Annotated in this window: 19 protein-coding genes and 1 riboswitch; of the genes, 11 read left to right on the top strand and 8 right to left on the bottom strand. The window is 44.5% G+C overall.

What is annotated here, in order from left to right:
• Window positions 1-76 precede the first annotated feature (76 nt).
• Entirely contained in the window at window positions 77-1,234 is a 1,158-nt protein-coding gene (locus L3V30_RS13940) for a D-alanyl-D-alanine carboxypeptidase family protein (protein WP_237309128.1), read from the bottom strand.
• A 210-nt stretch (window positions 1,235-1,444) separates the two neighbouring features.
• Between L3V30_RS13940 and L3V30_RS13935 the strand changes: the two genes are divergently transcribed.
• Window positions 1,445-2,740: an alpha/beta fold hydrolase gene (locus L3V30_RS13935; RefSeq protein WP_237309127.1), complete on the top strand. Its 1,296-nt coding sequence runs from the start codon at window positions 1,445-1,447 to the stop codon at window positions 2,738-2,740.
• 58 nt (window positions 2,741-2,798) lie between these two features.
• Here the strand turns inward: L3V30_RS13935 and L3V30_RS13930 are convergent, their stop codons facing one another.
• Window positions 2,799-3,290 carry a GNAT family N-acetyltransferase gene (locus L3V30_RS13930; protein ID WP_237309126.1) on the bottom strand — a complete coding sequence of 164 codons (492 nt, stop codon included), beginning with the start codon at window positions 3,288-3,290 and terminating at the stop codon, window positions 2,799-2,801.
• A 323-nt stretch (window positions 3,291-3,613) separates the two neighbouring features.
• Here L3V30_RS13930 and L3V30_RS13925 point away from each other — a divergent pair, with 323 nt between their 5' ends.
• A complete protein-coding gene (locus L3V30_RS13925) occupies window positions 3,614-4,594 on the top strand; it encodes a rhodanese-related sulfurtransferase (RefSeq protein WP_085342522.1) in 981 nt (326 codons plus the stop codon).
• 69 nt (window positions 4,595-4,663) lie between these two features.
• On the opposite strand, the gene L3V30_RS13920 is transcribed toward L3V30_RS13925, so the two are convergent.
• Complete coding sequence (locus tag L3V30_RS13920; RefSeq protein WP_237309125.1) at window positions 4,664-4,969, bottom strand: DUF6482 family protein; 306 nt, start codon at window positions 4,967-4,969, stop codon at window positions 4,664-4,666.
• Between the two features lie 108 nt (window positions 4,970-5,077).
• On the opposite strand from L3V30_RS13920, the gene L3V30_RS13915 reads away from it, so the two are divergent.
• From L3V30_RS13915 to gbpA, 3 genes are all read left to right on the top strand, one after another.
• Window positions 5,078-6,559: a deoxyribodipyrimidine photo-lyase gene (locus L3V30_RS13915; protein ID WP_237309124.1), complete on the top strand. Its 1,482-nt coding sequence runs from the start codon at window positions 5,078-5,080 to the stop codon at window positions 6,557-6,559.
• Window positions 6,560-6,639: 80 nt separating this feature from the next.
• Window positions 6,640-7,140: a fasciclin domain-containing protein gene (locus L3V30_RS13910; protein WP_046875719.1), complete on the top strand. Its 501-nt coding sequence runs from the start codon at window positions 6,640-6,642 to the stop codon at window positions 7,138-7,140.
• A 272-nt stretch (window positions 7,141-7,412) separates the two neighbouring features.
• Window positions 7,413-7,513, top strand: a riboswitch (cyclic di-GMP riboswitch).
• Between the two features lie 106 nt (window positions 7,514-7,619).
• Window positions 7,620-9,083, top strand: a complete 1,464-nt coding sequence (gene gbpA, locus L3V30_RS13905) for an N-acetylglucosamine-binding protein GbpA (RefSeq protein ID WP_237309123.1) — start codon at window positions 7,620-7,622, stop codon at window positions 9,081-9,083.
• 53 nt (window positions 9,084-9,136) lie between these two features.
• Here gbpA and L3V30_RS13900 read toward each other — a convergent pair whose 3' ends face one another.
• Window positions 9,137-10,009 (bottom strand): patatin family protein, encoded by an 873-nt coding sequence (locus L3V30_RS13900; RefSeq protein WP_005397800.1) that lies wholly within the window; start codon window positions 10,007-10,009, stop codon window positions 9,137-9,139.
• A 179-nt stretch (window positions 10,010-10,188) separates the two neighbouring features.
• Complete coding sequence (locus tag L3V30_RS13895) at window positions 10,189-10,830, bottom strand: MarC family protein (RefSeq protein WP_046875716.1); 642 nt, start codon at window positions 10,828-10,830, stop codon at window positions 10,189-10,191.
• A 195-nt stretch (window positions 10,831-11,025) separates the two neighbouring features.
• On the opposite strand from L3V30_RS13895, the gene nfsA reads away from it, so the two are divergent.
• Window positions 11,026-11,748 carry an oxygen-insensitive NADPH nitroreductase gene (nfsA, locus tag L3V30_RS13890; protein WP_170902747.1) on the top strand — a complete coding sequence of 241 codons (723 nt, stop codon included), beginning with the start codon at window positions 11,026-11,028 and terminating at the stop codon, window positions 11,746-11,748.
• A gap of 69 nt (window positions 11,749-11,817) precedes the next feature.
• Here nfsA and L3V30_RS13885 read toward each other — a convergent pair whose 3' ends face one another.
• Window positions 11,818-12,717 (bottom strand): hypothetical protein, encoded by a 900-nt coding sequence (locus L3V30_RS13885; RefSeq protein ID WP_074190350.1) that lies wholly within the window; start codon window positions 12,715-12,717, stop codon window positions 11,818-11,820.
• Window positions 12,718-13,175: 458 nt separating this feature from the next.
• Here L3V30_RS13885 and L3V30_RS13880 point away from each other — a divergent pair, with 458 nt between their 5' ends.
• The 5 genes from L3V30_RS13880 to L3V30_RS13860 all read left to right on the top strand — a co-directional run bounded on the left by L3V30_RS13880 (window position 13,176) and on the right by L3V30_RS13860 (window position 20,425).
• Entirely contained in the window at window positions 13,176-14,294 is a 1,119-nt protein-coding gene (locus L3V30_RS13880) for a polysaccharide export protein (protein ID WP_006740798.1), read from the top strand.
• Window positions 14,295-14,424: 130 nt separating this feature from the next.
• The gene (locus L3V30_RS13875) at window positions 14,425-14,865 is read left to right on the top strand and encodes a phosphotyrosine protein phosphatase (RefSeq protein WP_031780663.1); all 441 of its coding nucleotides are present in this window, start codon (window positions 14,425-14,427) and stop codon (window positions 14,863-14,865) included.
• A gap of 55 nt (window positions 14,866-14,920) precedes the next feature.
• Window positions 14,921-17,086 (top strand): polysaccharide biosynthesis tyrosine autokinase, encoded by a 2,166-nt coding sequence (locus tag L3V30_RS13870; RefSeq protein ID WP_237309122.1) that lies wholly within the window; start codon window positions 14,921-14,923, stop codon window positions 17,084-17,086.
• Between the two features lie 366 nt (window positions 17,087-17,452).
• A complete protein-coding gene (locus L3V30_RS13865; protein WP_237309121.1) occupies window positions 17,453-18,718 on the top strand; it encodes a DUF1835 domain-containing protein in 1,266 nt (421 codons plus the stop codon).
• A gap of 402 nt (window positions 18,719-19,120) precedes the next feature.
• On the top strand, window positions 19,121-20,425 hold the full coding sequence (locus tag L3V30_RS13860) for a dicarboxylate/amino acid:cation symporter (RefSeq protein WP_237309120.1): 1,305 nt from the start codon (window positions 19,121-19,123) through the stop codon (window positions 20,423-20,425).
• 104 nt (window positions 20,426-20,529) lie between these two features.
• Here the strand turns inward: L3V30_RS13860 and L3V30_RS13855 are convergent, their stop codons facing one another.
• Both L3V30_RS13855 and L3V30_RS13850 read right to left on the bottom strand, forming a co-directional pair.
• On the bottom strand, window positions 20,530-20,904 hold the full coding sequence (locus tag L3V30_RS13855; protein WP_074190348.1) for a YkvA family protein: 375 nt from the start codon (window positions 20,902-20,904) through the stop codon (window positions 20,530-20,532).
• 165 nt (window positions 20,905-21,069) lie between these two features.
• Window positions 21,070-22,194 carry a M20 family metallopeptidase gene (locus L3V30_RS13850; protein WP_029854989.1) on the bottom strand — a complete coding sequence of 375 codons (1,125 nt, stop codon included), beginning with the start codon at window positions 22,192-22,194 and terminating at the stop codon, window positions 21,070-21,072.
• Window positions 22,195-22,198: the final 4 nt, after the last annotated feature.

The following is a 22,198-nucleotide window of genomic DNA, read 5'->3' as shown; positions in this document are numbered from 1 at the left end:
ATAAGACACCGCCCAGCGTTTAGCTGGGCGGTCATCAACCAAAGAATGCAGAAAGACACTTCTGCTCGTTTTTATTTTAGTTAAAGAACGATTTCACCCACAGCACCAAACTGTCCCAAAGCTGAGCGAACCACGAGCCCTCTTCTACCGCTTGGCTGCTGACCAAGGGATAACTCGCCACGGTACTGTCATCGCTTTTCCAAACGACCTTACCAATTTGATCCCCCTGTGCGAGCGGCGCAATCAACGGTTCATTTAACACCACACTCTTATCAAGTCCAGCCGTCATAGAACGAGGCAGAGTGAGATAGGCATCATTAGCGAAGATCGCCTCAACTTGATTGGCATTTCCCTTCCAAACGCGAACTTTAGACTCAACCTGCCCTTGTTTGGCAACTTGTTTGGTGTCATAAAAACGAAAACCATAACTGAGCAAATTCTTGGATTGGCTCGTTCGAGCCTGTTTACTTGGCGTGCCCATCACTACCGAAATCAACCGCATTTTCCCTTCTTTGGCGGAGCTCACCAAACTGTATCCCGCATTGCTGGTGTAACCGGTTTTGCCCCCGTCGACGTCAATGGAATTGTCCCACAGTAATTTATTGCGGTTGTACTGCGTAATGTCGTTCCACTTGAAGACTTTCTCACTATATAGCGCATACACAGCGGGAACATCGTTGATGATCGACTGCATGAGTTTTGCCATATCGGTGGGTGAGGTTTGGATGCCTTCACTATCGAGACCATGGGAGTTTACAAAATAAGTGTCTTGCAGCCCTAACTTCTCCGCCCAGCCATTCATCAAGGCGACAAAGCCGCGTTCACTGCCAGCAACGTGCTCAGCCAGTGCAACGCACGCGTCATTACCCGATTGGATGATCACACCGCGCATTAAGTTCGCAACACTAATTTCATCTTTCGGTTTGATGAACATTTTAGAAGATCCGGGAAACTTGGCCGACCACGCGTTTTCGCTCACGGTGACAACATCATCCCATTTCAAACGCCCCGCTTTGATTTCTTGTCCAACGACGTAAGCGGTCATCAACTTGGTTAAACTAGCCGGAGCAAGGCCTGCTCGCCCGTTATGCTCGGCAATAATGGCACCGGATTGAAAGTCCATTAATACGTAACCTTTCGCCTTTAATTGAGGTGGGTTGGGCGTAACAACGGCAAAAGTAGGTACGCTTATTAAACAAGTCACAATAATCCATCGAGCTAGTGACACTTTCATCCGACTTCCTCCATGCTCTCACTTTGTCGCAACTCTATTGAGCATAGCTCACTCAACCAGTTGCACCAGTCGCTAATCGTTTCATTTTCTTGAACTTACATTGATTTGACCAAGGTATAGAACTGACGAAGCGATTTGGAAATAGCATTGGTTCTTCACGCCATTCGCAGTAAAGTAGCGCTACCCCTCAATAAGGAAATAAAGATAACAATGAACGCTCAATCATTTATCGACGCAGGATTGCATTACACTCCCCACAGTTTTACCGTTCCTCTGGATTACCAAGACGTGAGTAAAGGCACCATTGAAGTCTTCGCTCGTGCGGTTTGCCGAGTTGGCGATGAAGAATCGACCAAACCTTGGTTGGTTTACTTTCAGGGCGGGCCAGGCTTTCCCTCTCCGCGTCAAAACGGCAATAACGGCTGGGTAAAACGCGCGCTGCAAGAGTACCGAGTTTTGCTTCTCGACCAGCGCGGTACGGGCAATAGTTCGGTGATTAATCATCAGACTCTGGCTCATTTCACGCCGCAGAAGCAGGCCGAGTACTTGAGCCACTTCCGAGCGGATAACATCGTGCGCGACGCGGAGTACATTCGTGAGCAATTTGGCGTCGAAAAATGGGCGATCTTAGGTCAAAGCTTTGGGGGTTTTTGCTCCCTCACCTATTTGTCTTTGTTCCCAGACAGCTTGCTGCAAAGCTACATCACGGGTGGCGTGCCATCAGTCTCGCGTCATGCCGACGATGTGTATGAAGCCACCTTCAAACGCACCATGGAGAAAAACCAAGCGTTCTTCCAGCAATTTCCAAAAGCGCAACAACTTTGCCAAAACATTGCGAATCACTTGCTGGAAAACGAAGAGTACCTACCAAATGGTCAACGCTTCACGGTGGAGCAATTTCAGCAAATCGGTATCAACTTTGGTGTGAGTGATACTTTCTTACCAACTTACTATTGGCTAGAAAGTGCATTGATTGAAGTGAACGGCAAACAACAACTTCGTTATGAGTTCTTGAACGATATGTTGGCGCAGCAAAACTTCCAGACCAACCCGATTTACGCCATTTTGCATGAGTCGATTTACTGCCAAGGTTTTGCGTCAAATTGGAGTGCGCACCGTGTTCGCCAAAACCGTTCAGAGTTTAATTATGAACCTGGCAAGCCATTTTACTTTACGGGGGAAATGGTCTTCCCATGGATGTTCGATCAATACGTCAATCTCAAGCCACTAAAAGATGCCGCTGAAATATTGGCCGCGAAAGAAGATTGGGCTGTACTGTACGATCAAACACAACTGGCTCAAAACAAAGTGCCTGTCAGTTGCGCCGTTTACGCCGATGATATGTTTGTGGAAATGGATATCAGCCGAGAAACGCTCGCGTTAATCCCAAACTCAAAAGCGTGGATCACTAACGAGTACGAGCACAACGGTTTACGTGCCGACGGTGAGCGCGTTTTAGATAAGTTAATTGCGATGGGGAATCAAACCGCCGCTAATTTGAAATAAATACTATAAAAACGCCTCTTCTAGAGGTAAGAGGCGTTTCATTCCTACCATCTTGTTTTTACGAATCTCTTACGCGCTTGATCATACGTTTCGTCATCACCCGGTAGCCCATTTTATGATAGAAATCCTCACCTTCATGGTTAAATGACGCCACGGTTAAGCCGATTTCTTCTATTCCTTGAGCACACAAATCACTTTCCATCTTATCCATCAGCGATAAACCTATTCCTAAGTTTCGATGGTTCTCTGAAACAATAAGCTCATTAATAAAACCAACGCGTTTTTCTGGTGAAATCAGCGACTGAACGTTACGAACCGAACCAGAGATAAAACCGACGACCTTTCTTTGCGAACAAGCAATAAAAGCGCTCACGCTCCCGTCAAAATACTTTTCGAAGGTGCCATATGATTCTCTTAGTTGCGCCAATTCCTTGGGTGGACGATAGAAGTTCGGTTCAGCTTCATAGTGCGATGTATCGAGTTCAACGAGTAATTGTTTGAGCAAGGGAGCATCTTCTTCCCTCAGCCGCCTGATATAAAACTGCTGCATGTCCTTTCCTTGCCAACTGATCCGATTATTATTTTGTAGCTCTTGCGCACAACTTTAATGAAGAGCCGAAGAAGGAATCACAGTACAAATTTAAACCAAAAGTGTCGAGTTCAACTTACCTTGTTCTCTACAATTTATGCTTATAATTTGAACACATAGCGATTTTACCCGCGTGACGCTTTGCCGCATCAAAACACCGCTACATCCTGCCTAGCCATAATATCCGCATAATTTGTCCGTATTTCCGACTAATTTAGTCAGGTATACTTCGTGCCGCTAAAATTTTAAGGTCGTTGACCACCTGTATTTTTAAAGGAAACCTCATGAGTCAGTATGTAGTTTGTGCGCTGTACAAGTTTGTTGAGCTGAATAACTATCAAGAACTACGCGAGCCATTACTTGCGTTGATGGAAAAACACCATATTCGCGGAACATTACTGCTGGCAAGTGAGGGCATCAACGGCACTGTTGCCTCTGATCGTGCAGGTATTGATACGCTACTGGAGTGGCTAAACAACGAGCCTCGTTTGACAGGCACCGTATACAAAGAGTCGTACTCTGAGACCCAGCCATTCAATCGCACCAAAGTGAAATTGAAAAAAGAGATCGTAACATTAGGTGTTGAAGGCATCGACCCTCGCCACGTAGTGGGTACTTACGTGAAACCTCAAGAGTGGAACGATCTTATTGCTGATCCTGAAGTGTTTGTTGTCGATACACGTAATGATTACGAAATCGAGATCGGCACATTCAAAGGCGCTGTAAACCCAAATACTGAAACCTTTCGTGAATTCCCAGACTATGTAAAAGAAAACATGGACCCGGAAAAGCATAAGAAAGTGGCGATGTTCTGTACCGGTGGTATCCGCTGTGAGAAATCAACTGCTTACATGAAAGAACAGGGCTTTGATGAGGTCTACCACTTAGAAGGCGGCATTCTTAAATATCTTGAAGAAGTTCCTCAAGAAGAGAGCATGTGGGAAGGTGACTGCTACGTTTTCGATGGCCGTGTTGCAGTAAACCACCAGCTAGAAAAAGCAGATTACGATTTATGTAACGCTTGTCGTCTACCGATCACTGAAGAAGACAAACAGTCAGAATTGTTCGAGCAAGGCGTGAGCTGCCCGAAATGTCACGGCACACACTCAGAAGAACAAATTGCTCGATTCCGCGAACGTGAAAAACAAATTGTTCTTGCAGAACAACGAGGCGAGCAGCATGTTGGTGGCGAAAGTGCCAAGCAAAGAGAAGCTCGACGTGCCGCTAAGTACGCACAAAAAGAAGCTCAGCGTAAACAAGACTAAGCTCGACTCTAATTCTATTTTAAGCGAGCTGCGTAAGGTGGTTCGCTTTTACTATGCACCAACACTCTTTCAATACAATTTTGTATCCCTCACCAAAACCTCTAGTTGATTGTCTCTTTTGCCTTCGGGTAGCCCCACCATCTCATCATAAGCACTTTGATGTACTAAAACCTGCTTATTTGCTTTGATATTCTTGCACTTCTTTTGCATCTCGATAAGGGAATGAGCCCTCAAAAAGATACCGTTGTCATCAGCGATGAATTGCGCTTTCCCATCAACTACGACAGATGCTTGATACAATGCGAGATCAAGCGAGTGAATGATCAATTTATCTACGTAGAAGAACTTTTCTAACTTACTCAGTGGTATCGACATATCTCACCTCCTTGTGAGCAACCTCTACGTTTTAATGAACAAAACCGATCATTAGGTGAGGCCTCTTCGGATCATTTGCGTACAACATCGGAAACAAAGAGGATTCCGATGCAAACAATCAATGTCGTGTGGTTAAAACGAGATTTAAGACTGACTGACCACCAGCCCTTAACACAAGCATTGTCGTCAAAGCACCCAACGGTACTTTTATATATTGTTGAACCGTTGCTGTTAAACAACCCTCACTATTCTGAGCGTCACTGGCGATTTGTTTGGCAATCATTGCAAGACATGAATGAGACGCTCAAAGCCTATGGACACCGCATCACGGTTCTGTTTGGCGATGCCTTAGCATGTTTTCAATCAATTCAAATGCAATATCAAATCAACGCTGTGTTTTCTCATCAGGAAATAGGGCTCTACTGCACCTTTGAGCGCGATAAGCAAATTGCCGACTGGCTGCATGAGCAGAACATCACGTGGTTTGAGTTCGAGCACGGTGCTGTTATTAGAGGAGCAAAAGACCGGCAGGGTTGGGACAAACATTGGGATTTGGTCATGAGAGCCTCCATAAGCCCTCTTGAGCTGCAGACCAACTTGTTGCATTCATTGGATGCAGAATCTCTCGGCTGCGCGTTTTCGCCACCTTCATCCTGGCTATCAAAATGCAAAGGAATGCAAACGGGAGGAAGCCAACTCGCTTGGAAAACACTGGAGGACTTTTTCAATCGTCGAGGTCGTGATTACTATCGAAGCATTTCTAGTCCCACAGCCTCACGTACAGCCTGTACTCGCCTTTCTACATACCTCGCTTGGGGTAATATATCCTTGCGTGAAGTTTATCAGTACCTATTGAAACACTGGCAAGTTGCTGGGTTTCGTCGCAGCTTAATTGCGTTGTCTTCACGGCTGCATTGGCACTGTCACTTTATGCAGAAATTCGAGGCGGAATACGACATGGAGTTTTACTGTGTTAACCGGGCTTACGAACCGTTGATTAAACAAAGTAGCACTTTCGATGAAGAAAAGTTAGCAGCATGGAAATCCGGGCATACTGGCGTACCTTTGATTGATGCCTGCATGCGCTGTTTGCACCACACTGGTTACATTAACTTTCGCATGCGTGCCATGCTGGTTAGTTTTCTCACTCATCACATGAACACGGATTGGCGAACTGGCGTGACGCATTTAGCGCAACTATTCCTCGACTTTGAGCCTGGTATTCATTACCCACAATTCCAAATGCAAGCCGGGGTAACTGGGACCAATACAATCCGGATTTACAACCCGGTTAAGCAAGCCCAAGAACATGACCCTGATGGCGCGTTCATCTATAAATGGGTGCCTGAATTGCAAATGGTCCCCACCCCACTATTGTTCGAGCCCTGGAAAATGACACATATGGAAACCGTCATGTACCACTTGAAACCGGATAGCCGTTACCTAGCGCCTATTGTCGACCTAAATAGCGCAGCTAAAGACGCAAGGGAGCGTCTATGGGCATGGCGCAAACGGGCCGATGTAAAACAAGAAGGCAAACGAATTTTAACGCGACACGTGAGACCATCGAAAGAAAGCAGGGCTCGTTGATCATCTCTTCATTTAGATGCGTACAAACAAAGACATTCTCTAGGGAAACCGTTGTACCCTCAACTCGTAAGGAACACATTATGTTTAAACGTATCTTGGTTATCACGGCTACATTGATGGCGACTTTATCTTTTATGCTTCCCGTCAAGGCTCATGAGCATGGCATGATGAAGGCTGATATTGTCGACGTTGCCACTGAAAACGGCTCTTTCAATACACTTGTCGCTGCAGTGAAAGCGGCTGATCTAGTCGATACACTCAAAGGAGAAGGCCCATTTACTGTTTTTGCACCAACGGATGACGCTTTTGCAAAACTGCCTGACGGTACAATCGATATGCTCTTAATGCCGGAAAACAAAGACAAGTTAGTATCCATTTTGACTTATCACGTCGTCCCAGGGAAAGTAATGGCTGCCGATGTTGTTAAGCTGGACAAAGCGACTACGGTTCAGGGGCAAGACGTGATGATTAAAACCATGGGTGATAAAGTCATGGTCAACGATGCAAATGTAATGGCAACCGATGTGAAAGCTAAAAACGGCGTCATTCATGTTATTGATACCGTCATTATGCCTAAATAAAATGATTCAGAGGGCGGTATATTCCGCCCTTTAAACGGTCCTTCTTCTATCCTTAATACTGCCCCTTCCCACCTTCGACCCAACAACCAATCACTCATTCACTCCAGCAATCAAAAAGACAAAAATAACATCAAAACCAATACCTTAGAAACAAAACAGCACAATATCAATGAGGTTGGCGTACCGTTACCTTTCAATTTGAGAACATGATTCCATGTCAGTGTCGTTTACTTTTCCACATGTAAATTCTTGAGCTAAATTTTGGCTGCTCAATCACATTTCGGCAAACCCTTCGAAAGGGTGGGACGCAAAGCTTCCGGTCTGTCAGCATTCCATCATCAAAAGTAATGCTCATGATAGCGGGGTTGCCATGTTGCAACACTACATTATCCAAATGTATGGATTCATGCAGCGTTGCTTCGTGCTCAGCATGCGCCGAGGTGTGACATTAATTTGTCAGCCATAACAGAGGACATGTAATGAAATCCTTTCCAACCAAATCCGTACTTGCGTTAGCACTTGTAAGCATTAGCTCAGGTGCTGCGGCTCACGGCTACGTATCAGAAACCAATGATGGTGTCGCTGCAAGTCGCGCGGCACTATGTAAGTATCCAACACCTGATACTAACGAAAAAAATAATAACTGCGGTGCGATTCAATACGAGCCACAAAGTGTTGAAGGTCCTGATGGTTTTCCACAAACAGGGCCTCGCGATGGAAAAATAGCAAGTGCCGAAACCGCTCTAGCTGCCGCTCTTGATGAACAAACTGCCGACCGCTGGGTTAAACGTCCTATTCAATCAGGTACACAGACTTTTGAATGGACATTTACAGCTAACCATGTGACGCGTGACTGGAAATATTACATCACCAAACCTGATTGGAACCCAAATGCCTCACTATCACGCGACTCGTTTGATCTGACTCCTTTCTGTGTAGTCGATGGCAATATGGTTCAACCTCCAAAACAGGTGAGCCATCAATGTAATGTGCCTACGCGCGAGGGGTATCACGTCATTCTGGCGGTATGGGATGTTGGCGACACAGCGGCTTCATTTTATAACGTGATCGATGTGAAATTTGATGGCGACAGTCCAGTCATTCCAGATTGGACGCAAGGCGGTCAAATTATTCCGACGATGGATTTAAATGTTGGAGATTCGGTTTATACGCGCGTATTTGATCAGGCGGGTGAAAACATAGCTTATCGAACCGAGCTAGAAATTACCGATGCAGTCATGGGCAAAGCGAAAAACTGGTCTTACGCTCTAGCAACGAAGATCAACCAAGAGCAAACTAAACTGCAAGCTGGACAGTATACCGAGGATAAATTCACTCCTGTTTATGGTACTAATCCGGTGTATCTGCAAGCTAATAGCGGCCTTGAGCGTGTAGAAATCGGCTACAAGATAGAAACTCCCGCTCCAGAGTACTCACTCACAGTAGATGGCTTAGCAGACGAGTATATCATTGAGTCAACACCGACAACGTTGGATCTGACACTAACTGCTGAAGGCGATTTAAACGCAGAACTCACCGTGTACAATCACCACCGTGAGCCACTTGCAAGCTGGGCAGACGAAATGAAAGACGGCTCGGTGGAGGCTGTATCGCTCGCTTTAACCAAATCAGAGCCTGGTCACCATATGCTCGTGACTCGTATTAAAGACAAAGATGGCAACTTGGTGGATCAGCAAACGCTCGACTTTCACTTAAAAGAAGAGTCAGTAACGCCACCACCATCTGGCGAGTACGATTTTGTCTTCCCTGAAGGGCTATCTAGCTACACAGCGGGCACAAAAGTGCTTGCAAGCGACGGTGCCATTTACCAATGTAAACGTTTCCCATACTCTGGTTACTGTGTACAGTGGAAAGAAAGCGCAAACCAATACGAACCAGGAACTGGTTCACACTGGGAAATGGCTTGGGATAAAGTCAACTAAATCGCCCTTTGAACGTTAAGTAAAAAGAGCCTCGCTATGAGGCTCTTTCATTATCAAACGCAAAAATGGCAGTTTTCCCGATCTAAACCATGAACACCTGACAAATTGGCCAAATGAGCCCGCCCTTCAATCAGCCCCATTTCATAACCTTCCAATAGCACGGTTTGTCGCATTGATAAGCGCTGAACAGGAAAATTATCTGGTGGTGCAATCACTCTGACATGCGTTCCCGGTGGAGGATTACGAATAAATTCCAACGATTGATTGTAGTTATCTGCACGTCTTAACATCGCGTCCGCCATTTTAGGATGTTCGGCAAATAACTTCTTCATCAGCCATGTGGTTTTTACTGGCTTCTTGGCATAATTTAGCGGGTGAGAAAGCACAACGGTTATGTCGCGAGCCCCGCGACGATAAGCCTCACGCACTGGGATAGAATCTGCCACCCCGCCATCGGTATAGCAGCCTCCAGAAAAACAAGGGGTATGCTTGTATGCAATGGGTAACGCTGTTGTCGCTTCAATCGCATGGTGAAAATTATCACGCGTCACGCGATAATAATCTGCCTGTCCTGTATCTACATTCGTCGTCGCTGCCAGAAAAGGAATGCCATTAAACAGTTTATTTTCATCGACGGGATACAAACGATTAGACTCTTCAAACAGCCACTTCACATCAATGAGGTCCCCACCTTTAACGAATCGAGTCGGATCAAAAAAGCGTTTACTCGTTGCCAGCTTAGTAATGACATTAATGCTGCGATGCGGATAGTCGGTCAAATAACCAATCAAGTTTGATGCGCCAGCAGATACACCGATGGCAAAGTCAAACGGTTTATAACTTTGCTCTAAAAACGCATCTAGCACTCCGCTTGCGAAGACACCTCGCATCGCGCCACCTTCCACTACAATTGCTTTTGTTGCCATATTTCCCCCATTATTCTTGCCAAAAGAGTAATGAAATTCGTGCAATCAAAACAATTGAATATTCTTATTATTGAAATAGGTGAAGTCTATTTATTTCTTTCTTAGAAAGTGAAAACTAAAGTTCAAAAAATCCACACCAGCTAGAAATGTAGGTGTGGATTTAGACGAGATGGAGACGCCTATGAGAAAACAGTTTTATAGGCTTCGCCCGCGCCATCAATAAACATTTGAGTACCGATAACCGCTAGGATTAAGCCCATCATTTTCGTCACGACGTTCAGAGCACTCGGTCCAACTGCTTTGACCAATTTGTCTCCAAATAAAAACAGTATATAGGTAATAACACACAACACAGCAAAAGAAACGATGGTAATAATGGTTTGATCAAAACCACCCGCCGTAGCAAAGTTCATCGCGGTAGCAATCGTTCCAGGCCCTGCTAATATCGGCATCGCAAGTGGAGAAACGGCAATGCTCAACGCCGCCTGCTGCTGCGCTGGAGAATACGCTTTCTCTTTAGTTTTCTGATGCGTCGAATCACCTTGAAGCATATTAAAACCGATCAAAAACACTAAGATACCGCCAGTTATTCGCAAGGCGTACAGCGTGATACCAAACAAATCAAAAATTAATTTACCAGCGATCGAAAATATCGCAATGATGACAAATGCAATAAAAACCGAACGAAGCGCCATGGAACGTACGGTTTCCCTATCCTCATCAGCCGTTAAACTCAAAAAGATAGGAATATTGGCGATGGGGTTCATGATCGCAAAGAAGCCCATAAACACCGTGACTGTATGAACGATGAGTTCTTTCATATTTTCCGCTGCAGTTAAATTGTTGATTCTAAAAACAGTATATACGCTCTCAAGCAGAGCGAGTGATATATTCTCTATTCATCTTCACACTTATGCGCTAAGCATTGTTTTTCTTTTGAGATAGTTTACCGACTCATCAAATATCGCTAAGGTGAGGCTTCAGCCTTTACATGTAACAGGGGATGTTAAGTCACCATGAACAGTACGATACAAACAATTCTCAATCACCGCTCAATTCGAAAGTTCACCTCACAACCTATTGAGAGCGAACAATTAGAAACGATTCTACAAGCTGGCCTTGCGGCGTCTTCATCAAGTATGTTGCAAGTCGTCTCAATTATCCGCGTGACCGATAAAGAAAAGCGTACGCTATTGGCACAATATGCGGGGAATCAAGGGTACGTTGAAAGCGCTGCTGAGTTTTTGGTGTTTTGCATTGATTACCAGCGCCACGCAAGTATCAATCCTGATGTGCAAGCTGATTTCACCGAGTTAACACTTATCGGTGCTGTTGATTCTGGCATCATGGCACAAAACTGCTTACTTGCAGCAGAGTCTATGGGACTAGGAGGCGTGTATATTGGTGGCTTACGAAACAATGCTCAAAAAGTCGACGAGTTATTAAGCTTACCTAAAAATACAGCCATTTTATTTGGTATGTGTCTTGGTCATCCAGATCAAGCCCCTGAAGTTAAGCCACGTCTACCTGCTCATGTCGTGGTGCATGAGAATCAGTATCAAGACCTAAATTTGGATGATATTCAGGCTTATGACCAAACCATGCAAAACTACTATGCAAACCGTTCGAGCAATCAAAAACAAAGCACTTGGTCACAAGAAGTCACCAGTAAACTGGCTGGCGAATCACGTCCGCACATCCTGCCTTACTTAAACAGTAAAGGGCTCACTAAAAGGTGATGAACACAGTACGATAGGATCAAAAAAGGCCTCTGAAGAGGCCTTTAGAATTTATCAGCAAAAACTCGCTTAGTTACCGCCTGTCGCGCCAGTACCATCTCCAGGTTGTGGTTCTGGTTTAATTGGCTTACCAGGTTTCGCTTCAGGAATGGTAGGAACAGTTGGTTTAATTTGATCTACAGGTTTACCTTCAGCGATATCTTTTTCAACCTGCTCAACAACGTTCTTTGTATCTTCTTCAGAAATCTCTACGTAAATCACGTCATCAGAACCCGCACTAGCTTTAGGGTAATGTGGATTTTTCGCAATCACTTCTTCGGTAATCGATTTTGCAGCAACTGCTACAGCTTCAGGTGCAGCTGTTGGGTTTGCTTTAATGATATCCGATACAACGTTCGCTGTAGCAACTAACTTCGTAGCAAGTGCACTATTACCGCCTTCGCTTTGAAGATCTTCAACTACTGACTCTGTATCACGAAGGATTTCATCAACCGTTTTACCACTTGCATTGATATCAATACCTAAGTTCTCGAATACTTTTTCGGCGATATCAGAAGAGTAAACCTCACCTTCTTTCAAAGAGTTAGAAACCAAAGTCGTAAATGGAGAGCCTGTTACTAATGAATCCGCCTGCGCTAAGCCTTGAGGGATTTTGTAGTCAGATGTAATAGGTTTGCCATTTGATGCGTCTTTACTCTCATCAGTATGCGTCAATACGAAAGCACAGTCACCTGGCGCATTTACGACATTGATATTTTCAAAACGCGCTTCACCAACCATACCTTCATAGTTTGTTGTCTTTTCAATCGCGTCGTATGTTTCACCACCACATACAGCTTGAACCTTCATGCCGATAACAGCTGGGTCATAAGCCTGAACCGAGTATCTTTTTACCTCAGGGTCGCTGTCACTACCACAACCTGCTAGTAGGACTGCTGCCACACTTGCCGTTAAAAGTTTGATTTTCAAAATTAGCTCCAATATTTGTTGTTATATCCGACCGCAACAGGAAGCATAACGGCAGTTGCATATGGTGTAAATAGTATACATACAACTTTGGCATGAGTTTTTTCACATTCCCGCCTGTTTACTTGTGCAAAATCATGCATTCATCTCAATAACGTTAAATAGACACAATTTTGTCATGTATTCGTCAGTATTTTTTTAAGTATCTTGTTGCCTTTATTGCAACCAGATGGATAATAGTTGACTATTTTTTGTGGGTCAGATTTTTACACCTTCATTAATGAAACTAAGAGCTCTAAGTCGCTAGCAGCCATTTGGAGTGTTTATTACACAAATAATTCTGAATGGACTCGCTTTCTAAAGGCTTAAAACTGCAGTAAATCGTCAACATTGATGAAATGCAGTTCAATTAGAATGAACCAATTTCAGTCGGCAAACTTTCTTTCGGTAGTTATAAACCAATGAACACATTTAATAAATTTTTGGGGATATCAGTACTTCCTATCCTTCTTACAGGGTGTACTCTGCCTGGTAGCCACCTTTCGGTCAGTGACAAAACAGTAATGAGCACTGAATCGAGTGATATAGAATCGCAGGTTACGGTTTATCCTTTAACTTTGGAGCGAGTGACCTCTTTAAATTCAATAGATCCTTTTTCAAAGCCAAATCCAGAGTTAGATATTGAAATCGCCAAGTATGAATACGAAGTAGGACCTGGTGATATCTTAAATATTACTATTTGGGACCACCCAGAGCTCACGATCCCAGCTGGCTCATATCGTAGTTCAGCCGAAGCAGGTAACTGGGTGCATTCGGATGGCACGATCTTCTACCCTTACATTGGCGTTGTACACGTTGAAGGTAAAAACGTTCGCCAAATTCGTGCAGACATTGCCAACCGTCTTGCAAAATACATTGAGAGCCCGCAAGTCGATGTAAGCGTTGCAGCATTTCGCTCTAAAAAGACTTATGTGACTGGCGAAGTGAACAAGCCAGGGCAACAACCAATCACAAACATTCCTCTTACACTTCTTGATGCCGTGAATAGAGCAGGCGGACTGGCAGCCGAAGCCGATTGGCGTAATGCAACACTGACGCGAAACGGTGTCGTTGAAAATGTCTCTTTGTATGCTCTGATGCAACAAGGCGACTTAACTCAAAACCGTCTTCTAAAGCCCGGTGATATTGTTCATATTCCCCGTAACGATGCACAAAAAGTATTTGTTATGGGCGAAGTTAACGATCCGAAGCTACTCAAAATTGATCGCAGCGGTATGAGCCTTACTGAAGCTCTAAGTAGCGTTGGTGGTATTAATGAAATCTCCGCCGATGCTACTGGCGTCTTCGTCATCAGACGTTCAAAAGAAGAAGCTAAAATGGCGGACATTTATCAGTTGGATGTTTCTGATGCTTCTGCTTTGGTGATTGGAACAGAGTTTGATCTCAACCCATACGACATAGTCTACGTAACAGCTGCGCCTGTTAGCCGTTGGAACCGCGTTATTGCTCAACTTGTTCCAACCATTTCCGGCTTTAACGAATTAACCGAAGGTGTACTACGAGTACGCACTTGGCCGTAAAAACAACGTGCCGCAAGAAAGTTATCTCTTGCGGTACGCATTCAATAGTTACGTAGCTCAATTGTGCAATATAAAGAAGCAAGCAATTCAGTTGGGATCATAGGCATACAATTTAAAATAGGGTAAGCATTTGTTTTCTAATATTCTTGTCGTCTGTGTAGGTAATATTTGCCGCTCTCCAACAGGAGAGCGGCTTTTGCAGTCTTTACTACCAAACAAACATGTCGCGTCAGCGGGAATCGCGGTGGATAAAAGTCATTTAACAGGAAAAGCTGCTGATGATATGGCAACCACCATCGCGAACGAACATGGCGTAAGCTTAGATGGACACGAAGCACGACAATTAACACCTGAGCTTTGCGCTCAATACGATCTGATATTGGTTATGGAAAAAGGTCATTTAGAAGCCTTAACCAAAGTCGCTCCTGAGGCACGAGGCAAAACGATGCTGTTTGGACAATGGATAAGTGAAAAAAACATTCCTGATCCATACAGACAAAGTAGAGAAGCCTTCGAACATGCTTATACGCTTATAGAAAAAGCAGCAAAAGCGTGGTCTCAAAAACTATAAGCCGCAAGGCTAAATAAATAAACGCCAATGGCAAGGTATTTAAGAAGTTAAAGTAATGACAACACAAACTATTAAGCAATCACGTCAAGCCGACGATGAGATCGATTTGGGAAAGTTATTTGGGATCATTCTTGATGCCAAATGGCTCATTCTATGTACCGTAGTCCTATTTTCAATTATAGGCGTCGGCGTTGCCATTCTATCAACACCTATCTACAAAGCTGACGCTCTTATCCAAATTGAAAGTAAGAGCTCCGGTGGTATTTCAGCGATGGTTGGTGATATGGGAGAGCTGTTTTCAGCAGAGTCATCAGCGACAACAGAAATTGAGATCATTAAATCTCGTATGATTTTGGGTGGTACCGTTGATAAGTTCAACTTAACCACGGTCGTCTCTCCGAATTACATGCCTATCATCGGTAAGGGCTTAGCTCGACTGCAAGGCGAACAAATCAGTCTGAGCGTTTCACGATTTAATACCCCTTCTTACGCAGTTGGAATTCCTCTAACTCTCGAAGTTATTGATTCTGAAAAACAGACGTTCAGACTTATAGAAGATGACAATAACGTCATTTTAGAAGGTAAGGTTGGCGAGCTCATTGAAAAGAACGGCTATCAATTCTTAGCTACAGAAATGATAGCGCAAGACGGCGCATCGTTTACCATGAGTAAAGTCAGCAAATTAGATGCAATTAATAAACTTCAAGAAAACTTATCGATAAGCGAACGTGGTAAGCAAACCGGGATTATTTCTTTAAGCTTCTCTGGTGAAGATCGCGCTAAGATTCAAGCTATCTTGAACGACATTAGCCAGAACTACTTCTTGCAAAACGTTCAAAGAAACTCAGCAGAGGCAGAGCAAAGTCTCGAGTTCTTGAAAGGTCACCTTCCAGACATCAAAACAAAACTGACCGCTTCTGAAGACGTTTTAAATCGATTCCGTCAAGAAAATGAATCTATCGACTTAGGCCTTGAAGCTCAATCAACGCTTAAAGTGATGGTTGAATTAGAAGCGCAGTTAAATGAGCTTACATTCAAAGAGAGTGAAATCAGCCAGCGCTTTACACAAGATCACCCGGCTTATAAGTCTCTGCTTGATAAACGTGAGACGCTACTCAAAGAGAAAGAGCGTCTTAATAAACAAGTTCAAAAGTTACCGAAAACACAGCGTGAAGTTCTACGCATGACGCGCGATGTAGAAGTAAACCAACAAATCTACATCCAGCTATTGAACAAGGTTCAAGAGCTCAACATCATTAAAGCAGGAACTGTTGGCAACGTTCGAATCTTAGATAACGCTCAGTCGTTCTCTAAGCCAATAAAGCCGAAAAAAGCGCTTATCGTTGTGCTAGCAACACTGCTTGGCGGCATGGCAGGCGTGGCTTTCGTATTAATTCGTGCGGCATTCCACCGAGGTGTAGAAACACCAGATCAAATTGAGCAGATTGGTATGCCTGTTTACGCTAGCGTTCCAAAATCTATTCAACAACTGGAATTTGCAAACAAGCTTAAACGAAACAAAGGCAGCAACGATGAGCTAGTCCTTCTTGCTGAAGCTAACCCGGCCGATCTTTCCATCGAGGCCCTGCGTAGTCTTCGTACTAGCCTGCACTTTGCGATGATGGAAGCGAAGAACAATGTTCTTATGATTTCAGGTCCAGCACCATCTATCGGTAAAACGTTTGTATCGACAAACTTTGCAGCCGTCGCTGCAAAAACAGGTCAGAAAGTACTGCTTATCGATGCGGATATGCGTAAAGGTTATTTGCAGCAATGTTTTGGTTTACGTTGGGATAACGGTCTTTCTGATTATTTGAGCGGCAAGACATCCCATAGCAATATCATTAAATCAACATCCATCGACAATCTAGATGTGGTTACTCGTGGCCAAGTACCACCAAACCCGTCAGAGCTTTTGATGCATCCTCGCTTTAAGAGCTTTGTTGACGAAATGTCGGCGCAGTACGATCTTGTGATCATCGATACGCCGCCTGTACTCGCGGTTACCGACCCAAGCATTGTTGGTGCAATCGCAGGAACAACACTGATGGTAGCTCGTTTTGATCAAACGACTTTGAAGGAAATTGAAGTCGCACAAGGCCGCTTTGAACAATCCGGCGTGGAAGTAAAAGGCGTGATTCTAAACGCCGTAGAGAAGAAAGCGTCAAACTCATACGGATATGGTTACGGTTACTATAACTACGCTTACAAGAGCGAGTAATTAATATCTACATGTATTACAAAGCCCTGCTAGACCTAGCAGGGCTTTTTTATTACTGGATCCTGTAATGCATATCTACTAGAAAACGGATGGTCGTTAACATCTACATAGGCATTGGCTGTCAAACTATTCAGCACTTCTTTAATGGGGCTGATATTTTGTGATGCGGTTCTCTCATGAATAGTTGCATGATGGATTGTGAAACCCTACTATCAGTCTGCTCACGCCTAAAGCCCCCAACACTCGCGGAAAGAACTTGGTTCACGGCAAGTCTTCTACCCTGCTCTGTATAGCAGGAACAATCTGTTTTTACCTTCTTTTTAGCTTCTATTTAGGCGAGTGTGGAAGAGATAAGAAAGGTGAAAAATGAACTCTACAAATAGCTTCTTAATCAACATTAACCAACAAAAATCCGTTGCTAAAAAAAGGCTCAAAGCTATACGTCAACACGATGATGAGATGTTGGATCGAGTTAAGCGATTTCACTCCAAACCAGAATCATTAGCTCCCAATACAATTCAATTAGCTGACGTTCAACATTCGCTAGCCAGAGAATTAGGTTTACCAAGTTGGAGTAAATTAAAAGCGCATGTCGAAGAGTTAGAAGCTCACAAAGACGCCATCAAAAAACACTTCCCTCCTCTTGATAGCGAACTAAAAACGCTCCATGTCCGCTGTGGGCATGATATTCAGCAACGGCTTAAAGACAGCGGATTCGAGGGAACATTTTTAGCCCTAATAGATCCGCTTTGTATTGGCCCCATACCAGCAACACCACAAAACTTCCTTGCCATTCGTGCCCAATATGTCGTAGAGACTCTGCTGCCCGTGATGAAGCGTGAAGATTCAGTGCAAGATATTGTCAAATTTGAGCAAGCTAATATTGATACGCTGCTCAGTGATACATTTGAACGAATCGTCTTTTGGGTCGAACATGACAGCTATGACCAATTAATGCTGCTTCGTGCCCTAACGTTGTTAGAGAATGTAGAAAACAAGGTGATAGAGATCATTGAGTTGAACCAGTTCCCTGGCACTGAGCGATTCATCGGTTTGGGGCAGTTGCCTAAAGAGGCTATTCGCGCTTGTTGGCAATACCGTAAACCCGTGACAGCCAAATTATTCAGTCAGGCTAAACATTCCTGGCACGCTGTCACATCACCGACCCCCATCTCTATGGTTAATTTGATCGAGCAGCATGATCTAGATTGCTTACCCAATATGCGCAACGTGCTAATACGCCATATGCAAGAGTTACCTCATTCACAAACAGGATTAAGCTTGACTCAGCAGATTGCATTAGAGGTCCTAAGTTCTCAAAATCGTTCAATTCTCATCAAAGATTGGTTTGAGCAATATCAACAACGTGAACCTCTACCTTACTTGGGCGATGTGATGTTTTACGCCTTACTCCTCCCTCTAGCACAATGCCAAACGCCTTTAATCACGATTGAGTCACGTGAAAGGGACTGGTGGGAACAGAGCGTCCATATCACTGAGGCTGGTCAGCATTGTTTGGAAGGCTTCATGCTAGCGAAGCAATGCTATTGGGTTGGGGGTATTAGCAATACCAATCAGAATTATTGGAGTTGGGATCACCTCCAATTATCTACATTGACCAACCTTCATTGATTCAGCGGATAAATAACATAAGCAGGGGCATAGACGGCTCGTTAGCCCCTAGTGTTCAGCCCAATACAAAAACAATCAAAAAGAGACGGCTTCTAGTCTGAATAAAATCTAGATAGTTATGCAAGAGCAACATTCCTTAGAGATAATATGCACTCCATTTACTACTAAAAATAAATGTAAACACTCCTTCTTATCGGTTGTATGTTCGATAAAAGTGTTAAAAAACAAACTTTTCGACCAGTCAAATAGTTAAGATTTGGTTAAAGCTCTATTTTTATTAGTGATAAAGTTCACATCTATTAACCATTTAGAGGATTATTCTTTCGTATTTTCTCACTCCACTGCTACTCTGCTCGCCGCTTTGAAGTGAACTCAAGGTGCATAACTATAAGGAGTGTTCTCATGAATACCAAGAAACCGATGTCGCTAACCAGCCGCGTAATTTTGGGTATGGTAGCGGGTATCTTGACAGGATTTGCAATTCGCACACTTTTTGCCGGCAACGGATTTGTCGACGCATACATTGTTAATGGATTATTTGAAGTTGGTGGACAGATCTTCGTCGCCAGCTTAAAAATGCTCGTAGTCCCTCTAGTGTTTGTTTCACTAGTTTGTGGTACTAGCTCCCTCAAAGACCTTTCTACACTGGGTCGCATGGGTGGTAAAACCCTCGCTTTCTACGTTACAACAACGGCTATCGCGATTACGCTTGCTCTAACTATGGGTACTCTGTTCCAGCCAGGTGCTGGCGCTGACCTAACCGCAGCAAGTTCATTCAAATCAGCAGACGCACCATCTTTGGGTCAGGTGATCATCGATATGTTCCCAACCAACCCTATCAGTGCGATGGCTGAAGGTAAAACCCTGCAAGTTATTGTGTTTGCGGTGCTATTTGGTATCGCGATCAGCGCAGCAGGCAAACCTGGTGAACGTATTGCAGCGTTCTTCTCTGATCTGAATGAAGTGATCATGAAACTGGTTGCGATTTTGATGAACTTGGCGCCTTATGGTGTGTTCTTCTTAATGGCGAAGCTATTTACTGGTCTTGGTCTGGGCGCAATCGTCAATCTGGCGGAGTACTTCTTAGTACTGGCGGGTACGCTTGTCCTGCACGGCCTAGTCACTTACAGCTTAATGTTAAAAGGTTTCACTGGTCTAAATCCAATTACGTTCCTACGTAAGATGGAAGACGCGATCATGTTTGCTTTCTCGACCGCATCATCAAACGCGACGATTCCAGTGACAATGGAAACGGCTAAGCACCGTATGGGGGTTGAGAACCGCGTATCATCGTTCACAGTACCACTTGGTGCAACCGTGAACATGGACGGTACGGCGATCATGCAAGGTGTAGCAACCGCCTTTATTGCTCAAGCCTTCAATATTGATTTAACTATGGGCGATTACCTAATGGTAATCATGACAGCTACATTAGCATCTATCGGTACTGCGGGTGTCCCTGGTGTTGGCCTTGTAATGCTAGCCATGGTATTGAACCAAGTTGGTCTGCCGCTTGAAGGTATCGCGCTCATCATGGGCGTTGACCGTCTACTTGATATGATTCGTACTGCGGTAAACATTACTGGTGACAGTGCAGTTACCGTCATTGTCGCAAAATCAGAAGGTGCATTGGATGAAGCTCGCTTCAACGACCCAATGGCAGGCGTTGCCGAAGAAGAAGTGCATCTTAAACGCGCTGACGCCTAAATCGTTCTACGATTACCATTCTGAAATTATATAGTCCTGTCTAAAAGAAAGCCCCGATGGAAACATCGGGGCTTTTGTTTTCTCCGCGTCTAGAAACGCTCTTTCTAATCCGCCATCGAATTCAATTTTTCTCTGGCTCGTTCTTCGTGTTCTTCAGTAATGGCATTGCCGACTGAGTTAGCGGCTAAGGTAAGCGCTGCCATGTCATCGGTAAAGCCGACGCCTGCTAACACATCTGGCACCATATCGGTGGGTAATACGAAGTAAGCCAATGCGCCACCTAAAATCGCCTTATGGCGAACGGCGGTGTTGGAATCTGTCATCGCGAGCCATGATTTTATGCCCATTACGGCAATTTCTTCACCCGCTTTCTTAACCGACCCTTTCATTTTGCGCCAGAATGTTTTCTCATCTGGCGCTTGCATCGTTTGATCTTTGGCGTCTTTCGGCGCCGACTTTACAGACATTGTTGTGCTCATCGTTGCCTCCGAAATTTATGACTGTGGCCAACATATTAATAAATCGAACCTGAACGCAAGATTAATAACAAGAAATGATAGTAAAGTGAAACAAAAACACAGATAGAAAAATCCCCAAACCGAAGTCTGGGGATCGTGATGTTGGGAACTAAGTTGTCGAGTGCGCTACTGAGCTATCTTCTCCAGTACACGCATCAGCATTTTGATACGTGGTTCGATAGACTCAAGCAACAAGTACTCTTGGTCACTGTGGAAACCTGCACCGATAGGTCCTAGACCATCCAAAGTTGGAATGCCAAGAATTGCCGTATTGTTTGCATCAGAGCCGCCACCCACTTCTTTCCAGTTGATGTCGATAGCCAGTTCACTTGCGGCTTCTTCAACTAATGCCATCAAGCTTTCAGTTTGCGCGCTTGGCACCATAGAAGGTTTGTAAGCTTCACGAACCAACTCGATGCTAACGCCATCAACAAATGGTGTCTCCAGCATGCCGTTTAGCTTGCTATCAACATCGTCGTACTCATCGTTATTCCAGAAACGCACATCCACGATCGCTTCAGCGTGCTCAGGGACGATGTTTGCGCCGTTACCGCCAGACACAATACCCACGTTTAATGTGGTACCAGATTCGAAGTTCGTCATGGCATTGATTGCGAGAATCCAGTTCGCCATCTCGGTAATTGCACTGCGGCCATTTTCTGGCTCGTTGCCAGCGTGGGCCGCCACGCCGTTAAACGTGATTTTGTAACGCGCCATGCCTTTGCGCGCTTTGACTAAACCGCCGTCTGCACGTGCTGCTTCTGCCACCAATACGTTCTTCGCGTTTTTTGCAACAGATTGAATCCAGTCGACCGAATCTAACGATCCGGTTTCTTCGTCTGGGTTCATGCAGATACAAATCGACAGTTTATCCAACACCGCTTGGTCGAGGTTACGCATCGCGTACACAATATTCAGCAAGCCAGATTTCATGTCCGACACACCCGGACCGTACGCTTTGTCAGCGTCTTGAGACATAGGACGTAATCCGGCGGTGCCGACAGGGAACACTGTATCCATGTGACCAATCAGCATCACGTCAACTTGCTCAGCCTCAGGCTTGTTTCGAACTTCAAGACCGATACCCGCTCTGCCACAGTCGATGCGTTTTACGCTCCAACCTGACATCGCTTGGTACTTCCCTTCAAATTGAGAAGCGATGAACTCAATGCCATCAGTGGTGTACGTGCCACAATCGACATTGATGAGAGGACGAAGTTCTTCGAGATATTCATTGAGAGAAAACTGCATGATT

The sequence above is a fragment of the Vibrio sp. A1-1 genome (genome assembly GCF_021728175.1).
Taxonomy (GTDB): Bacteria; Pseudomonadota; Gammaproteobacteria; order Enterobacterales; family Vibrionaceae; genus Vibrio; species Vibrio diabolicus.
This window is presented reverse-complemented; position numbering and strand designations above follow the sequence as displayed.

Bases quoted from the DNA above. Each gene is read 5' to 3' on its own strand.
- L3V30_RS13940 (WP_237309128.1), bottom strand. From the start codon at position 1,234: ATGAAAGTGTCACTAGCTCGATGGATTATTGTGACTTGTTTAATAAGC.
- L3V30_RS13935 (WP_237309127.1), top strand. From the start codon at position 1,445: ATGAACGCTCAATCATTTATCGACGCAGGATTGCATTACACTCCCCAC.
- L3V30_RS13930 (WP_237309126.1), bottom strand. From the start codon at position 3,290: ATGCAGCAGTTTTATATCAGGCGGCTGAGGGAAGAAGATGCTCCCTTG.
- L3V30_RS13925 (WP_085342522.1), top strand. From the start codon at position 3,614: ATGAGTCAGTATGTAGTTTGTGCGCTGTACAAGTTTGTTGAGCTGAAT.
- L3V30_RS13920 (WP_237309125.1), bottom strand. From the start codon at position 4,969: ATGTCGATACCACTGAGTAAGTTAGAAAAGTTCTTCTACGTAGATAAA.
- L3V30_RS13915 (WP_237309124.1), top strand. From the start codon at position 5,078: ATGCAAACAATCAATGTCGTGTGGTTAAAACGAGATTTAAGACTGACT.
- L3V30_RS13910 (WP_046875719.1), top strand. From the start codon at position 6,640: ATGTTTAAACGTATCTTGGTTATCACGGCTACATTGATGGCGACTTTA.
- gbpA (WP_237309123.1), top strand. From the start codon at position 7,620: ATGAAATCCTTTCCAACCAAATCCGTACTTGCGTTAGCACTTGTAAGC.
- L3V30_RS13900 (WP_005397800.1), bottom strand. From the start codon at position 10,009: ATGGCAACAAAAGCAATTGTAGTGGAAGGTGGCGCGATGCGAGGTGTC.
- L3V30_RS13895 (WP_046875716.1), bottom strand. From the start codon at position 10,830: ATGAAAGAACTCATCGTTCATACAGTCACGGTGTTTATGGGCTTCTTT.
- nfsA (WP_170902747.1), top strand. From the start codon at position 11,026: ATGAACAGTACGATACAAACAATTCTCAATCACCGCTCAATTCGAAAG.
- L3V30_RS13880 (WP_006740798.1), top strand. From the start codon at position 13,176: ATGAACACATTTAATAAATTTTTGGGGATATCAGTACTTCCTATCCTT.
- L3V30_RS13870 (WP_237309122.1), top strand. From the start codon at position 14,921: ATGACAACACAAACTATTAAGCAATCACGTCAAGCCGACGATGAGATC.
- L3V30_RS13865 (WP_237309121.1), top strand. From the start codon at position 17,453: ATGAACTCTACAAATAGCTTCTTAATCAACATTAACCAACAAAAATCC.
- L3V30_RS13860 (WP_237309120.1), top strand. From the start codon at position 19,121: ATGAATACCAAGAAACCGATGTCGCTAACCAGCCGCGTAATTTTGGGT.
- L3V30_RS13855 (WP_074190348.1), bottom strand. From the start codon at position 20,904: ATGAGCACAACAATGTCTGTAAAGTCGGCGCCGAAAGACGCCAAAGAT.
- L3V30_RS13850 (WP_029854989.1), bottom strand. From the start codon at position 22,194: ATGCAGTTTTCTCTCAATGAATATCTCGAAGAACTTCGTCCTCTCATC.